Genomic DNA, 14,870 nt, shown 5'->3' with positions numbered 1-14,870 from the left:
TAGGGCTTGTACCTAGCCCGCCCGGCAAGGCGTGGGAGAAGGAAAATCGCGGGGCGGTATGATGGCGGGATGTCCCGTACCCGTATCAAGATCTGCGGCCTGACCCGCGAAGAAGACGTCGCCGCCGCCGTCGGCGCGGGCGCCGATGCCATCGGCCTGGTCTTCTATCCCCCCAGCCGGCGCGCGCTGGCCCCGGCGCGCGCGGCCGAGCTGCGGCGCCTCGTCCCGCCGTTCGTCGACGTGGTGGCCCTGTTCGTCAATGCGTCCGACGCGCAGATCCAGGAGGTGCTGGAGGTGGTCCGGCCCGACCTGCTCCAGTTCCATGGCGACGAAACGCCGCAGCAATGCGAACGCCACGGCCAGCGCTACCTGCGCGCCTTCCGGGTCGGCGGGCCGGGAATGGAAACGTCGCAGGCTTTGCTAAAATCCTGCCTACAGTACGGTTCCGCCGCAGGCTGGCTGTTCGACAGCCATTCCGATGGCTACGGCGGCAGCGGGAGAGTGTTCGATTGGTCTCTGGTCAGCAGCGAAAGCGCGCGTCCGGTCGTTTTGTCTGGTGGGTTGCATGCCGCAAATGTGGCGGCAGCCATTGAGTCCGTGCGCCCGTTCGCTGTTGACGTAAGCAGCGGCGTGGAAGAGTCGCCAGGCATCAAATCCGCCGACAAGATCGCCCAGTTCGTGGCGCAGGTACGGCAGGCCGACGGCAACTGACGCCGCATTCCGCAATCCTTCCGGCGCGCGCCAGGCGCGCGGGCCGGGCTTCATAGCCGGGACCATCCCAGTGAAAACCTACGATTTCCCCGACGCGAGGGGCCATTTCGGCCCATATGGCGGCGTGTTCGTCGCCGAGACGCTCATGCACGCGCTGGACGAGCTGCGCCAGACCTATGCGCGCTACCAGCACGATCCCGATTTCATCGCCGAATTCAACTACGAACTCGAGCACTTCGTGGGCCGCCCCAGCCCCGTCTACCACGCCAGGCGCTGGTCCGAGGAGCTGGGCGGCGCGCAGATCTGGTTCAAGCGGGAAGACCTGAACCACACCGGCGCGCACAAGGTGAACAATTGCATCGGGCAGGCGCTGCTGGCCCGCCGCATGGGCAAGCGCCGCGTGATCGCCGAGACCGGCGCCGGCCAGCACGGCGTGGCGACCGCCACCGTCGCGGCCCGCTATGGCATGGAGTGCGTGGTCTACATGGGCAGCGAGGACGTCAAGCGGCAGGCCGCCAACGTCTACCGGATGAAGCTGCTGGGCGCGACCGTCGTGCCTGTGGATTCGGGTTCGCGCACGCTGAAGGACGCGCTGAACGAAGCCATGCGCGACTGGGTGACCAACGTCGAGGACACCTTCTACATCATCGGCACCGTGGCCGGCCCGCATCCGTATCCGATGATGGTGCGCGATTTCCAGACCGTCATCGGCAACGAGTGCCTGGAGCAGATGCCCAAGGCCGCGGGGCGCCAGCCCGACGTCGTGATCGCGGCGGTGGGCGGGGGCTCGAACGCCATGGGCATCTTCCATCCCTATCTGCCGTACGACGACGTGGCGCTGGTGGGCGTGGAGGCCGCCGGGGAAGGCATGGACACGGGCCGCCACGCGGCCTCGCTGGCCGGCGGCGCGCCGGGCGTGCTGCACGGCAACCGCACCTACGTGCTGCAGGACGCGAACGGGCAGGTGATCGACACCCATTCGATCTCGGCCGGCCTGGACTATCCGGGCGTGGGGCCCGAGCATGCGTGGCTGATGGACAGCGGCCGGGCGACCTATGTGGGCGTCACGGACGAGGAGGCCCTGGCGGCCTTCCATCACTGCTGCCGGATCGAGGGCATCATCCCGGCGCTGGAGTCGTCCCATGCCATCGCGCATGCGGTCCGGCTGGCGCCCACGCTGCCCAAGGACAAGATCCTGCTGGTCAACCTTTCCGGACGTGGCGACAAGGACATGCATACCGTCGCCGAACGTTCGGGCATCGCGCTCTGAGGGCGGTCTCCATGTCGTCATCCTCCCGTATCGCGGCCGCGTTCGCGCGCCGCGCCGCCGCCCCGGGCGCCTGCGCCCTGATCCCCTACGTCACCGCCGGCTATCCCACGCCGGCCAGCACGGTTCCCATCATGCACGCGCTGGTGGCCGCCGGCGCCGACGTGCTGGAACTGGGCGTGCCGTTCTCCGATCCCATGGCCGACGGTCCGGTCATCCAGCGCTCCAGCCAGCATGCGCTGGAGCAGGGTGTGGGCCTGCGCGACGTGCTGGCCATGGTCAAGGAATTCCGCCGCACCGACAGCCAGACGCCGGTGGTGCTGATGGGCTATGCCAACCCCGTCGAGCGCATGGGGCAGGCCGCCTTCGCCGCCGCCGCGCAGGAAGCGGGCGTGGACGGCTGCCTGGTGGTGGATTATCCGCCCGAGGAGGCCGGCGAGTTCGGCGCCCTGCTCGAAGGGCATGGCGTCGACCCCATCTTCCTGCTGGCGCCAACCACCACCGACGAGCGCATCCAGGCCGTGGCCCGGGTCGCGCGCGGCTATGTCTACTACGTCTCGCTCAAGGGCGTGACCGGCGCCGGCCACCTGGACGTCCAGGACGTCTCGCGCCGGCTGGCGCACATCCGGCAGTTCGTCTCGCTGCCGGTGGGCGTGGGCTTCGGCATCCGCGATGGCCAGAGCGCCCGCGCGCTGGGCGCCGAGGCCGACGCCGTGGTCATCGGCACCCGGCTGATCCAGGAAATCGACGCCGCCTCGCAAGGCATCCCGCAGGAACAACTGCCCGAAATCTGCGCTCGCGCAGCCGGGGCATGGTTGCGTACAATCCGGGGGGCGCTAGATGCCCCGCCTCCGGACGGGGCCTCCCAAGAATCAAGGAAATCCGCATGAGCTGGATAGAAAAACTGCTCCCTCCCCGTATCAAGACCACCGACGGCTCCGTCCGCCGCGTGCCGGAGGGCCTGTGGGTCAAGTGCCCGTCGTGCGAGTCGGTGCTGTACCGCGACGATCTCGTCAAGAACCTGAACGTGTGTCCCAAGTGCGAGCACCACATGCGTATCGGCGCGCGCCAGCGCATCGACGCGCTGCTGGACGCCGAGGGCCGCTACGAGATCGGCATCGGCACGCTGCCGGTGGACAGCCTGAAGTTCAAGGACACCAAGAAATATCCCGACCGCCTGCAGGACGCCATGGCGCAAACCGGCGAGACCGATGCGCTGGTGGTCATGGGCGGTGCCATGCATACCCTGCCGGTGGTGGTGGCCTGCTTCGAGTTCGAATTCATGGCGGGCTCCATGGGCTCGGTCGTGGGCGAGCGCTTCGTGCGCGGCGCCCAGGCCGCCATCGAACAGAAAGTGCCGTTCATCTGCGTGACCGCCTCGGGCGGCGCGCGCATGCAGGAAGGCCTGCTGTCGCTGATGCAGATGGCCAAGACCACCGCCGCGCTGACGCTGCTGTCCTCGCGCAAGCTGCCGTTCATCAGCGTGCTGTCCGATCCCACCATGGGCGGCGTGTCGGCCAGCTTCGCGTTCATGGGCGACGTCGTGATCGCCGAGCCCAAGGCACTGGTCGGCTTCGCCGGCCCGCGCGTGATCGAGCAGACCGTGCGCGAGAAACTGCCCGAAGGCTTCCAGCGTGCGGAGTTCCTGCTCGAGAAAGGCGCCATCGACATGATCGTCGACCGCCGCAAGATGCGCGAGGAGATCGCGCGTCTCTTGGCCCTGCTGACCCAGCAGCCGGCGGACGCCGTGGCCTGAGGGGAAGGGGACTGCGGCTAGCCTGCAACGCGGCCGTCATCGGACGTATGCAGATGTAACGAGTTTGTTATAGTCGAAGTTTCCTTCCCTCTTTCCGCGGGGGACCGCATCCTGCCCCTGCGGGCAGACGATCTTGACGGCGCCCGCGTGAAGCATCATAGGCAGCCGATTAGATGAAAAAAACCGCCTTAGCCGCCGCGCTTTTCGCCCTTGCTTCCTTCTCGGCCCACGGCGCCGATCTCAGCGGCGGTTTCGCCAATGGCGGCTGGAGCGCCCAGTACGGCGTGGTCGACGGCAATCATCGCGCCACGCTCAACTACGAGACCTCGCCGCTCTGGCACATGAAGCTCGGCTCGACCCGCCTGGAACTGGTGGGCGAACTGGGCGGTTCGTACTGGTGGACCTCGAGCGCGCTACCGGGCTACGCCCGCCACATGTGGCAGCTCAACGCCATCCCCATGTTCCGCTGGTGGCCCACCGAACGCTTCTACATCGAAGGCGGCATCGGCGCCACGGCCGTCAGCGAGACCAAGTTCCACGACAAAAACATCAGCTCCACCTTCCAGTTCGGCGACCACATCGGCGCCGGCTTCAAGCTGGCTGAAAACATGCGGCTGGGCCTGCGCGTGTCGCACTTCTCCAATGGCGGCATGAAGAAGCCCAACCAGGGCCTGAACCAGGTCCAGCTGAACTTCGCCATGGGGTTTTAGCCCCCCTACGCGCTTCGCGCGCCCCCCAGGGGGCGATGCGGGTGGACCGGAAGGGAAGCCCACCCCACGCGGCCATGGCCGCGCCCCTCAAGGGGCGGCGCTGGCGGACCGGCAAAGCCGGATCCGCTGCGCCCTGGGCCTAAGCCGATCGCGGATACAAGAGCGGCCTTGCATCATATGCAAGGCCGCTTTCTTCTGAACCCAAGCAACTGCCGGGCAATATCGCCGTTCCCCGCCAGCCCGTTGGTACCCCAGGATGCGGTGGATCCGGCTCTGCCGGTCCACCCGCATCGCCCCCTGGGGGCGCCCGTAAGGGCGTAGGGGGGGCCTCGATCACCCTCCGATGTAGCTCATTTCTATGCGGCCGGAGCGGGGGGTATCGGCGGAGCGGCGTTCGGAATAGTTGTCGGTGCGGGCCTGCCAGATGCGGGCGATGGCGGTGGCCAGTTGGTCGTCGCTGGCGCCGCCGCGCAGCAGGGTGCGCAGGTCGTAGCCCTGGTCGGCGAACAGGCACAGGTAGAGCTGGCCTTCGGTGGACAGGCGGGCGCGGGTACAGGATGAACAGAAGGCCTGGGTGACGCTGGAGATGACGCCGACTTCGCCGCCACCGTCGCGATAGCGCCAGCGCTGGGCGACTTCGCCGGTGTAGTGCGGCTCCAGGGTTTCGAGCGGCCAGCGGGCGTCCAGGCGGCGCAGGATGTCGGCCGAGGGCACGACTTCATCCATCTTCCAGCCGTTGGACGCGCCTACGTCCATGTACTCGATGAAGCGCAGGGTATGGCCAGAGTGGCGGAAGTGCTCGGCCATGGGTTCGATCTGGTCGTCGTTCAGGCCCTTCTTGACCACCATGTTGACCTTGATGGGTCCCAGGCCCGCTTCGGCCGCGGCATCGATGCCGTGCAGCACGTCGGCGACGGCGAAGTCGACGTCGTTCATGCGGCGAAAAACCGCGTCGTCCAGTGCGTCCAGGCTGACGGTGACCCGGTTCAGCCCCGCCTCGGCCAGGGCGCGCGCCTTGCGTGCCAGCAGCGACGCGTTGGTGGTCAGGGTCAGGTCGAGCGGCTTGCCCGATGACGTGCGCAGTTCGGCCAGCCGGGCAACCAGGGTCTCGATGTTCTTGCGCAGCAGCGGCTCGCCGCCGGTCAGGCGGATCTTCTCGACGCCGTGGGCCGCGAACACCCGCGCCAGCCGCACGATTTCCTCGAAGCTGAGCAGGGCGTCGTGGGGCAGGTAGGGGTAGTCCTTGCCGAAGACTTCCTTGGGCATGCAGTACACGCAGCGGAAGTTGCAGCGGTCGGTGACGGAGATGCGCAGGTCGTGCAGCATCCTGCCGCGCGTGTCCGCCAGCCGGCCGGAGGGCGTGATGAGGTCGCCGGCGGCGACGGGAACGGGGCGGCGCGCGCGGTAATCGGTCAGCAGGATGGTTTTTGCGGTCACGGTACGAAGGGCAGCAGCAGGGGCGGGACCGGCCCGCCATGTACTGTAATACTACCCCATGGCACGGAAGGGTTGCGCCGTAGCACCGCGCCTGAGATCAGAGCGAGGACCCGGGGGCGGACAGCATGGCCTCGATGCTCTGGGCGCACGCCAGGTAGTCCTGCGTGGCCTGGCACCGCGGGTCGTAGTCAAGCACGCTCTGGTTGAAGGCAAGGGCTTCGCTGACCGACTGGTCCTGGTGGATGACGCCGACCACGCGCTTGCCGAAGTCGGCGCGCATGACCTGCAGTACGTCGCGCGCGAGCTGCCGCGAGTTGTCGACCTGGTTGACCACGAACACGTGGTTGATGAAGTCGGGCCGCGTGACGCAGTAGGTCTGGACCAGGCCTTCCATCATCGGAAGCGTGGCATAGGAAGCGGCGTCGGGCAGCGTCACGATGACGCTCAGCTGCGCCGCCGACAAGGCGGTGCGCATGTAGATCGAGGGGCCCGGGGGCGTGTCCAGCACGACCAGGTCCTGGGCGCCCAGGCCCAAGCCCTGGAGGTTGCGGGGCAGCCAGTCGGCGTGTACTTCCAGGTGGCGCTCGAAGGCCCGCCGGTCGTCCTCGTTGACGGCCCCGTAAGGCAGGACGACGACGCCGGACGAACTGGAGAAGCGGATGTCGCGCCAGTCCTGCCCGGCCAGCGTCGCCCGGGACGTGCCCGTGATGCGCTGGGGATCGTCGCCGAAATGCAGGTGCAAGGCGTTCTGGGGGTCGAGATCGATGGCGAGCACGTTGCGGCCGCCCTGCCGCAGGGCCGCGCAGAGGTTCGCGGCGGCCGTGGTCTTGCCGACGCCGCCCTTGGCGGAAACGACTGCAATGATCTTCACAGTCGATTCAAACGTTCGAGAAGGGATTCGCTTTTCTTGCCGGCCGGGGTTTGCGGGGCAGGTCGGGCCAGGCGGGTGAACAGCGCTTGCAACTGGGGTTCCGGTCCCCGCTCAGGAGCCATGCGGGCGTCGGTCGTGGAGACGCCGGCGTCGGCGCGCGGAGCGGCGGGAGGAGGCGATGCCGGCGAGGCGGACAGGTGGGGCTCGATGCGCCCAGCCGGTGACGGAACCGGTTCGGCGGCCGGCGGCGCGGCAACCGGCCGGGCGGCCGCGGGCAGGACGGTCGGCTGCGGTGCCTGCGGAAGGTCTCCGAGGACAGGCGCTTCCACGGGGGGAAGCCGTGCAGCCTGGTCCGCCTCGATCGAGGCCAGCAGCGGCCAGCGCTCGCGTGACTGGCGGGCTTCGTTGGCGCGACTGATTTCCTGGTACTGGCCAGGCTGGCCGCCGAAGTGCCGGAACAGGTTGGCGATGTCGTCGGATTTTTTCATGTATTTCCCATTGATCCGTTTGAGAGCATAGGGTATTGCCGAAGGGGGTTCGTACTGAAGGCAACAGTTGTTAACATTGTAACGGGCAAGCCCGTTCTTGCCGCCTATGCGTCTCGTAATGATCCCATACTGATTATCGGGTGAAGTCTAATGTTGGCGTTTACTAACTTGCCGCGAAAGGCGCGTGTTTCGCCCCGGATGACCGGGCTGGCCCCACGGGGCGCGGTTTCGCTTTTGCGATGATCGCCTCTGTGCGATGATCATGTATCACGGCTCCGTGTGCCTGGCGCCGATGACGGACTAGCGGTATATCGATTAAAAGAAGCGTGATGTTTGTTCGATTTTTCCATGTCGCCGATGCCTAGAAGGTCCAAGCCCGCCGAGGCCGTACGACAGTTCGCCAATGTCAGCGAACGGGCCATGCTGTTGCGCGAACTGGGCGTGCTGATCGGCGAGCGCCGGCGCGCCGCCGTCATGGCGCTGGCCTTGCCCTCCGACGCCGCTCCCCATCAGCGCGACGAAATCCTCAGCAAGATCCGCCGCTTCATCCGGGCGGACGACCTGCTTTGCATGCTCGACGACGCCAGCCTGATCGTCGTGTTGCGCGACGTCAACGACAAATCGGGAGCGATAGGCGCTGCCCAGCGGTTGTTCCAGCGGTCCTCGCTGTTGCAGATACTGGGTGCCAGCCAGGGGTCCTCGCTGGCGGCCTTCGGCATCGTCATGCTGCCCAGCGACCTGCCCCAGCCTTCCAACGTGCTGCTGCGCGCCCAGCAGGCGGCCCGCTACGCGCTGCGCACCCGCGCGCGCTGGGTGTGCTGGAACGACGGTCCCGAGGACCTGGACGGCGTGCTGATGTCGCGCGAGGACACGCTGGTCACCGAGGTCATACAGGGCCTGGACCGCGGCGAGTTCGAACTGTTCTACCAGCCTCAGCTCGAGATGCGGACCGGCCGGGTGCGTGGCGTCGAAGCCCTGGTGCGCTGGCATCGCAAGGGCACCCTGGTCATGCCCAACGACTTCGTGCCCGAGGTCGAGGCGGCGGGGCTCAGCTCCGCGCTGGGCATGTGGGTGCTCAGGCGCGCGTGCCAGCAACTGGCCCAATGGCGCGAGGAAGGCGTGTTCTGTGCCCAGGTGGCCGTCAATCTCAGCGCCGCCCAATTGCAGGGGGACCTGGCCGAGAGCGTGGGCCGGATCCTCGAGGAATACGGCATCGAACCGGGCCGGCTGGAGATCGAGCTGACCGAATCGGCCGAGATCCCCGATCCGGAAGAGGCCGGCACCATCACCCGGCGGCTGGGGGAAATGGGGGTGGGCTTCAGCCTGGACGACTTTGGCAGCGGATATTCCAATTTCCTGCGGCTGCGCTCGGCGCAGTTCGCGGCGGTCAAGCTGGACCGGCAGTTCGTGGCCGGGATGCTGGACAACACCTACGACAAGGAAATGCTGCGCACCGTCATCCAGTTCTGCCGCTCGGTCGATATCCAGACCATCGCCGAAGGCGTCGAGACGCCGCAGCAGCTGGAAGCGCTCAGGCACCTGGGCTGTGATGCCTGGCAGGGTTTCCTGTGTTCGCCCCCCATGGGGGGCGCCGCCGTCACCGATTTCCTGCGCCACGCCGACGCCCGCCAGGGCGTCGCGGTCACGCTTTAGCGCGGGCGGTCACAGCAGCGTGGCGGCCAGCCTCGCCTGGTTCTTGCCGCTGCGCTTGGCTTCGTACATCGCGTTGTCGGCCGCCTGCACCAGGCTGTCGCGGTTGATGCCGTGCTGCATGGCGATCGCGGCGCCTATGCTGGCCCCGACGTGGGCCGTGAAGGCCTGGCCGTTGCTGGTCAGACGGTAGGGCGCGCGCAGGATCTCGCACAGGTCGACGCATTTCTGCTGGATCGCGCCGCCATCGGCGGCCTTGCACAGCAGGACGCCGAATTCGTCGCCACCCAGGCGGGCCACGACATCCTCGCCGCGAAGAGCGGACCGCAGGCGCAGCGAGAAGGCCTGCAACAGCATGTCGCCGGCTTGGTGGCCGTGGCTGTCGTTGACCTGCTTGAAGCCGTCGATGTCCACGTACAGCAGGGCGAACAATTCCTCGTGCCGCTGGGCGCGGCTCAGGAAGCGATCCAGGGTCTCGATGAACAAGGCTCGGTTCGGCAGCCCCGTCAACTGGTCGTGCGTGGCCTGGTGGCGCATCTGCTCCTCGATGCGGCGCCGTTCGGCGATCTCCACCTGCAACTGCTGGTTGCGCTGTTCCAGCGTGGACAGCGCCTGCGCCAGCTGCTGGCGGCCGGTTTCCAGTTCCAGGAATACCTTGACCTTGGACAGCAGGATCGAGTCGTTGACCGGCTTGGCGATGTAGTCCACCGCGCCGCTGCGATAGCCCTTCAACTGGTTCAGGTCGTCGGCGTAGGCGGCGGTGACGAAGATGACGGGCGTGTCGCGATTGAGCGGTTCGTTGGACAGCAGGGCGGCGACCTCGTAGCCGTCCATCTCCGGCATGTTGACGTCGAGCAGGATCAGCGCGAAGCGCTGGTCCAGGCAAAGCGCCAGCGCTTCGTTGCCCGAGGTGACCGTGACCAGTTCGGCGTCGATCTGCGCCAGCAGCTTGCGCATGGCGAACAGGTTGGCCGGCGTGTCGTCCACGATCAGGATCTTGGGAGCGGGCAGATTGGTCTTCAAGATAGGCACATCCGGTTGAGTTCGCTCGCGATGTCGACGAGCGCGAGGCAATGGTCGGCACCCGCCAGGGAAAGCGCCGCTTCTGGCATGCTGGAGGCTTCCGCTTCCTCCGGGTCCTGCACCAGCGCGATGCCCGCCTGTTGCCGCACGCAGCGCAGTCCGCGGGCGCCGTCGTCGTTGGCGCCGGTCAGGATCACGCCGGCCATGCGGTGGCGGTAAGCATCGGCGGCCGATTCGAACAGCACGTCGATGCTGGGTCGCACGAAGCAGACCTTGGGGTCGACATTCAAATAGAAATATTGGTCGCGCCCGATCAGCAGATGATAGCCCGGCGGCGCGACATACAGCACGCCCGGCAGCACCGGCGCACGCTCCTGCGCTTCCTGCACGGGCATGGGGGTGTCGCGGGCGAGCAACTGGCACAGCGAGTCGCTGTCGGCCGAGGCCGTGTGGATGACGACGACGAACGCGGTCCGGGGGCAGGGGGCCAGGCCGCGCAGCAGGACTTGCAGGGCCCGCAACCCGCCGGTGGAACAGCCGATGGCGACCAGTTCCATCGCATCCCTCCGTCAGGTCGCCCGCACCGACCGGAATATCCGCGCCGGGCCGTCCACCGTGGCGAAGCTGGAAGCGGCCGAGGCCAGCGCGAGGTTCTCCTTGGTGCCCAGGCACAGGAAGCCGCCGCGCACGAGGCTGTCGGCGAACAGGGCCAGCGTGCGATCCTGCAAGCCGTTGTTGAAGTAGATCAGCACGTTGCGGCACAGGATCAGGTGAGCTTCGCAGAACACCCCGTCCGTGGCCAGGTTGTGGTTGGCGAACACGACGTTGCGGCATAGCGATTCGTCCAGCTTCACCAGGTCGTAGCGCGCATGGTAGTAATCGGCCAGCGTGCGGGTGCCGCCCGACTGCTGGTAGCGCAGCGAGGCCGCCCGCGCCTCGCGCACGGGGAAGATGCCTTCACGGGCACGCGCCAGCGCGGCGTCGGAAAAATCGGTGGCGTAGATCTGGCTGCGTTCGTACAGCCCGGCTTCCTCGAGCAGGATGGCGAGCGAATAGACTTCCTCGCCGTGGGCGCAGCCCGCCTGCCAGATGTTGATGCTGGGATACGAGGCCAGGGTCGGGAACACCTTGGTGCGCAGCGCTTCGAACACGAAGGGGTCGCGGAACATTTCCGAGACCGGCACCGACAGTCCGTCGATCACCTGCGGCAGGAAGGCGGTATCGCGCAGCATGCGCGAGGTGAGTTCGCCGATGTGCGCGACGCCATGCTGGCGGACCAGCCCCTGCACGCGCCGCTTGAGCGAGGGGCGCGCGTATTGGCTCAGGTCATAGCCGTGGCGCCGCCGCAGGGCTTCGACGAACAGGTCCAGCTCGATTTCGTCCAGGTCGGGTTCCATGGCGTTCCAGGCGGGCCTAGCGGTGCAACCATACTCGCATCATAGACAGCAGCTTGGGAATGTCCACCGGTTTCGGCAGGTAGTCGTTGGCGCCCGAGGCAAGGCTTTTCTCGCGATCGCCCTGCATGGCCTTGGCGGTGAGCGAGATGATGGGCAGGTGGGCGTGGCGCGGGTTCTTGCGGATCTCCTGCGTGGCCTCGTAGCCATCCATGATCGGCATCATCACGTCCATCAGGACCAGCTCGATGTCGGGGTTCTCTTCCAGCTGGCGCAGGGCCTTGCTGCCGTCCTGCGCCATCAGGACCTCCATGCCGCGCCCGCGCAGCGCCTTGGACAGCGCGAACAGGTTGCGCATGTCGTCGTCCACCATCAGGACCTTGCGCCCCTTCAGGTCATCGTCGCTGCCCGAGGCCGGCGCCGCGGGCCGCAGCCGCACGCTGTGCAGGAAGAGGCTGACTTCGTCCAGCAGCCGTTCCGACGAATGCGCGCCCTTGATCACCACGCTGTCGGTGTGGAGGCGTATCCGAAGTTGGTCTTCGCGCGACAGTTCCCGCGCGGAATACACCACCACCGGCGGGCGAGGCTCGACGGCGGACAGCCGTTCAAGGAAGTCGAAGCCGGAGATGCCGGGCAGGCCCAGGTCCAGCACGACGCAGTCGAAGGTCTCGTCGCGCAGCATGGCCAGCGCTTGTTCGGCCGAGCCGGCTTCCGAGATCTCGACGGGCTGGGACGACAGCAGGGTCCGCACCGACGTGCGGGAGGCCGGGTCGTCGTCGATGATCAGCAGCCGCCGGGCCTGTCCTTCGGTTGGCAGCATCAACCGGTCGATGGCGCCGTTGAGCGCGTCGGCCGACACCGGCTTGGTCAGGTAGCCGGCCGCACCGGAGTCGCGGGTGCGTGCCGGTTCGTCCAGTGCCGAGACGATGTGCACGGGAACGTGGCGCAGGCCGGGTTCGGCCTTGAGCCGTTCCAGGACCGTCCAGCCATCCATGTCGGGCAGCATCAGGTCCAGGATGATGCCGGTGGGATGATGCTGGCGGGCGAGTTGCAGGCCGGCTTCGCCGCCGTGGGCCACCAGGGCCGAGCAGCCCTTGCGCCGGATCATGTCGGCCAGGACGCGCGCGAAGGCCGGGTCGTCCTCGATCACGAGGATGGTGGTGTCGCGGGGGGAGGCCGGGTCGCCGGGCGGCGTGTCCGGCAAGGTCGTCGTGGCGTCGCTGGCGGTGGGGGCGGCCTCGACCGGGGGCGGAGGTTCGGCCGCGCCGGGCTGGAGCTGCGGCAGCACCACTGTGAAGACGCTGCCTTGCCCGGGCTCGCTGCGCAGCTGGATGTCGCCATGGTGCAGGCGCGCCAGGCGGCGCGAGATCGCCAAGCCCAGGCCCGTGCCGCCGAACTGGCGGCTGGTGCCGGCGTCGAGTTGTTCGAAGGCGCCGAAGATCTGCGCGAATTTCTCGGGCGGGATGCCGATGCCGGTGTCGTGCACTTCGATCGAGACGGACCGGTCGGCCGGAAAACCGGGAAGGTCGGTGGCCGGGCGCCGCAGCACCAGCCGGACTTCGCCCGACTGGGTGAACTTGAAGGCGTTGCCCAGCAGGTTGGTCACGATCTGCTCGAGCTTGCCGCCGTCGGCCTGCACCGCGGGCGGCAGGGTATCGCCGATCTCGACGGTGAAGCGCAGGCCCTTGCCGCGCGCCACGTGGTCGAACTGGCGCTTGAACCGGGAGGCGAAGCCGCGCAGGTCGACCTGTTCGAGCGCCAACTCCATCTTCCCGGCCTCGATCTTGGACAGGTCCAGGATGTCGTTGATGAGGCGCAGCAGATTGGTGCCGCCTTCATGGATGATGCGGGCCGATTCGATCTGGTCCTCGCTCAGGTTGCCTTCGCGGTTCTCGGCCAGGTCGTTGGACAGGATCAGCAGGCTGTTGAGCGGTGTGCGCAGCTCGTGCGACATGTTGGCCAGGAAGTCGGACTTGTACTGGCTGGCGCGGGCCAGCGCGTCCGCCTTGTCGGCCGTTTCCCGCTGCAGGGCCTCCAGCAGCGTCTTCTGCTGGTTCAGGATTTCCGACTGCTGGCGCAATTCCTCGTTCGAGGCCTGCAATTCCTCCTGCTGCGTGCGCAGTTCCTCCTCGGAGGTACGCAGTTCGGCGGCCTGGCTTTGCGTGCGTTCCAGCAGTTCCCGGGTATGCACGGAGCGCGTGATGTTCTCCAGCGACAAGGCCACGACGGGCAGCAGGGTTTCCAGCAGGCGATGGCGGCGGGCGTCCAGGGGGCTCATCAGGCCCAGTTCGATGACGGCCAGGACGTGCTCCATCGACAGGACAGGGATCAGCATCAGGCGGGGAGGCACCGCCTCGCCCAGTCCGGACCGCATGCGCAGGTAATGGCCGGGCACGGCATCGAGTTCGATGGTCCGGGCCTCGCGGGCGCACTGGCCGACCAGGCCTTCGCCCATCCTGAACGGCTCGAGTCCATTCTCGGGATCGGGCCGGTATCCATAGTGCCCGACCGGATGCAGCGTGTCGTCCTCGCCGCGCAGGTGGAACAGCGCCACGCCCGCGCCCAGCTCGGGACTGAGCTGCGACAGCAGTGCCTGAGCGAACTCGGTGTGCGAGGAGGCGCGCTGCAGGCGGTCGGCGACCGTTCCGACGCAGTGGCCCACCCAGTTCTGGTCCGAAATATCGATGGCCATCTGCTTGAACTCGGTCAAGGCCCTGGAGATGGTGCCGATCTCGTCGCGCCGGTCGAGCTGGGGCGTCTCGACGGCGTGGTCGTGCCGGGCCAGCCGCTCCATGAGTTCGCTCATCAGGCGCAGCGGCTGGGTCACGAGAGTGGCCGACAGCCGCAGGGCGGCCACGCCGCACAGCGCCGCCAGCAGCAGCGTGCCCCACAGCAGCCACTCGCGCTGGGATTCGGACTGCTCCAGGGCATGTTCGCGTTCGTCCAGCTGCTGCCGGGCATAGGTGCCGAAACCATCGAGTGCCGCGACGATCGCGGGCGTGGCGACCGGAGTGCTGTTGGTGAACTTCGGGAAGAGCCGCTCGCGTTGGCTGGCGGCCTCGGCCGGCGATTCCCTGGCCAGGCGCCGCAATTCGGGCAATACCTGCTGTTCGACGTTGTTGCGCCAGCTGGCGTCCAGGTCGCGGATGGTGTCCAGGCGGGTGCTTTGCGCGGCGTCGTGCCGGACCTGCTGTTCGAGGTGATCCAGGTGCCGGGCGATCGCGGCGTTGGCGGTATCCAGCGTCTTGGTGTCGGGGTCGCCCGAACTGAGCAGCAACTGCCGCAGTTCGGACTGCCGCTGGTACAGCACGCGGTTGGTCTGCTCGACCTCGCGCAGCAGGTTGACCGTGGTGCTGAACGCGGCCCGGTTCTGCTTCTCCTGTTCCAGGACCAGCGACGTGCCGATGCTGGAGACGATGAACAGGGTCAGCAGCGAGCCCACCAGCAGGGATACCTTGCCGGTCAGCGGGATGTTCCCCAGCCATGAGTTCTCGAGGGTCTTCTTGCTGGACATGGAGGGAATATCCCGTAGGGCAGGCCAAGCCGCCATTCTAGGCGTTGCG

At 67.4% G+C, this 14,870-nt stretch carries 13 protein-coding genes; 6 read left to right on the top strand and 7 right to left on the bottom strand.

Annotated features, from left to right (window positions below; translation table 11 throughout):
* The first annotated feature begins 69 nt into the window (after positions 1–69).
* The 5 genes from EGT29_RS16010 (at position 70) to EGT29_RS15990 (ending at position 4,444) form a co-directional block, all read left to right on the top strand.
* Positions 70–711: a phosphoribosylanthranilate isomerase gene (locus EGT29_RS16010; RefSeq protein WP_124689915.1), complete on the top strand. Its 642-nt coding sequence runs from the start codon at positions 70–72 to the stop codon at positions 709–711.
* A gap of 70 nt (positions 712–781) precedes the next feature.
* The gene (gene trpB, locus EGT29_RS16005) at positions 782–1,981 is read left to right on the top strand and encodes a tryptophan synthase subunit beta (protein ID WP_124689914.1); all 1,200 of its coding nucleotides are present in this window, start codon (positions 782–784) and stop codon (positions 1,979–1,981) included.
* Positions 1,982–1,992: 11 nt separating this feature from the next.
* Positions 1,993–2,868 carry a tryptophan synthase subunit alpha gene (gene trpA / locus EGT29_RS16000; RefSeq protein WP_124689913.1) on the top strand — a complete coding sequence of 292 codons (876 nt, stop codon included), beginning with the start codon at positions 1,993–1,995 and terminating at the stop codon, positions 2,866–2,868.
* Positions 2,865–3,734: an acetyl-CoA carboxylase, carboxyltransferase subunit beta gene (gene accD, locus EGT29_RS15995; protein WP_124689912.1), complete on the top strand. Its 870-nt coding sequence runs from the start codon at positions 2,865–2,867 to the stop codon at positions 3,732–3,734. Before trpA ends, accD begins: the two co-directional genes overlap by 4 nt.
* A 173-nt stretch (positions 3,735–3,907) precedes the next feature.
* Positions 3,908–4,444: an acyloxyacyl hydrolase gene (locus tag EGT29_RS15990; RefSeq protein WP_124689911.1), complete on the top strand. Its 537-nt coding sequence runs from the start codon at positions 3,908–3,910 to the stop codon at positions 4,442–4,444.
* Between the two features lie 333 nt (positions 4,445–4,777).
* On the opposite strand, the gene moaA is transcribed toward EGT29_RS15990, so the two are convergent.
* From moaA to bcsP, 3 genes are all read right to left on the bottom strand, one after another.
* On the bottom strand, positions 4,778–5,881 hold the full coding sequence (gene moaA / locus EGT29_RS15985) for a GTP 3',8-cyclase MoaA (RefSeq protein ID WP_370282396.1): 1,104 nt from the start codon (positions 5,879–5,881) through the stop codon (positions 4,778–4,780).
* 97 nt (positions 5,882–5,978) lie between these two features.
* The gene (gene bcsQ / locus EGT29_RS15980; RefSeq protein WP_124689910.1) at positions 5,979–6,752 is read right to left on the bottom strand and encodes a cellulose biosynthesis protein BcsQ; all 774 of its coding nucleotides are present in this window, start codon (positions 6,750–6,752) and stop codon (positions 5,979–5,981) included.
* Entirely contained in the window at positions 6,749–7,240 is a 492-nt protein-coding gene (bcsP, locus tag EGT29_RS15975; RefSeq protein ID WP_124689909.1) for a cellulose biosynthesis protein BcsP, read from the bottom strand. Before bcsP ends, bcsQ begins: the two co-directional genes overlap by 4 nt.
* Before the next feature lie 348 nt (positions 7,241–7,588).
* Here bcsP and EGT29_RS15970 point away from each other — a divergent pair, with 348 nt between their 5' ends.
* Entirely contained in the window at positions 7,589–8,893 is a 1,305-nt protein-coding gene (locus EGT29_RS15970) for a GGDEF domain-containing phosphodiesterase (RefSeq protein WP_124689908.1), read from the top strand.
* Between the two features lie 9 nt (positions 8,894–8,902).
* Here EGT29_RS15970 and EGT29_RS15965 read toward each other — a convergent pair whose 3' ends face one another.
* Genes EGT29_RS15965 through EGT29_RS15950 form a run of 4 tightly spaced genes read right to left on the bottom strand, consistent with a single transcriptional unit; the run spans position 8,903 to position 14,821 of the window.
* The gene (locus EGT29_RS15965; RefSeq protein ID WP_202865540.1) at positions 8,903–9,913 is read right to left on the bottom strand and encodes a diguanylate cyclase; all 1,011 of its coding nucleotides are present in this window, start codon (positions 9,911–9,913) and stop codon (positions 8,903–8,905) included.
* Positions 9,910–10,470, bottom strand: coding sequence for a chemotaxis protein CheB (locus EGT29_RS15960; RefSeq protein WP_124689907.1), 561 nt, complete (start codon positions 10,468–10,470; stop codon positions 9,910–9,912). The genes EGT29_RS15965 and EGT29_RS15960 overlap by 4 nt, the downstream gene beginning before the upstream one ends.
* 12 nt (positions 10,471–10,482) lie before the next feature.
* Positions 10,483–11,310, bottom strand: a complete 828-nt coding sequence (locus EGT29_RS15955) for a protein-glutamate O-methyltransferase CheR (RefSeq protein ID WP_124689906.1) — start codon at positions 11,308–11,310, stop codon at positions 10,483–10,485.
* Between the two features lie 16 nt (positions 11,311–11,326).
* Positions 11,327–14,821, bottom strand: coding sequence for a response regulator (locus EGT29_RS15950; RefSeq protein ID WP_124689905.1), 3,495 nt, complete (start codon positions 14,819–14,821; stop codon positions 11,327–11,329).
* Positions 14,822–14,870: the final 49 nt, after the last annotated feature.

It is taken from the genome of Pigmentiphaga sp. H8 (assembly GCF_003854895.1).
Taxonomy (GTDB): Bacteria; Pseudomonadota; Gammaproteobacteria; order Burkholderiales; family Burkholderiaceae_B; genus Pigmentiphaga.
Note: the sequence above shows the minus strand (reverse complement) of the source record. Positions and strands in the feature narration are given on the sequence as shown.

Bases quoted from the DNA above. Each gene is read 5' to 3' on its own strand.
- EGT29_RS16010 (WP_124689915.1), top strand. From the start codon at position 70: ATGTCCCGTACCCGTATCAAGATCTGCGGCCTGACCCGCGAAGAAGAC.
- trpA (WP_124689913.1), top strand. From the start codon at position 1,993: ATGTCGTCATCCTCCCGTATCGCGGCCGCGTTCGCGCGCCGCGCCGCC.
- accD (WP_124689912.1), top strand. From the start codon at position 2,865: ATGAGCTGGATAGAAAAACTGCTCCCTCCCCGTATCAAGACCACCGAC.
- EGT29_RS15990 (WP_124689911.1), top strand. From the start codon at position 3,908: ATGAAAAAAACCGCCTTAGCCGCCGCGCTTTTCGCCCTTGCTTCCTTC.
- bcsP (WP_124689909.1), bottom strand. From the start codon at position 7,240: ATGAAAAAATCCGACGACATCGCCAACCTGTTCCGGCACTTCGGCGGC.
- EGT29_RS15970 (WP_124689908.1), top strand. From the start codon at position 7,589: ATGTCGCCGATGCCTAGAAGGTCCAAGCCCGCCGAGGCCGTACGACAG.
- EGT29_RS15960 (WP_124689907.1), bottom strand. From the start codon at position 10,470: ATGGAACTGGTCGCCATCGGCTGTTCCACCGGCGGGTTGCGGGCCCTG.
- EGT29_RS15955 (WP_124689906.1), bottom strand. From the start codon at position 11,310: ATGGAACCCGACCTGGACGAAATCGAGCTGGACCTGTTCGTCGAAGCC.
- EGT29_RS15950 (WP_124689905.1), bottom strand. From the start codon at position 14,821: ATGTCCAGCAAGAAGACCCTCGAGAACTCATGGCTGGGGAACATCCCG.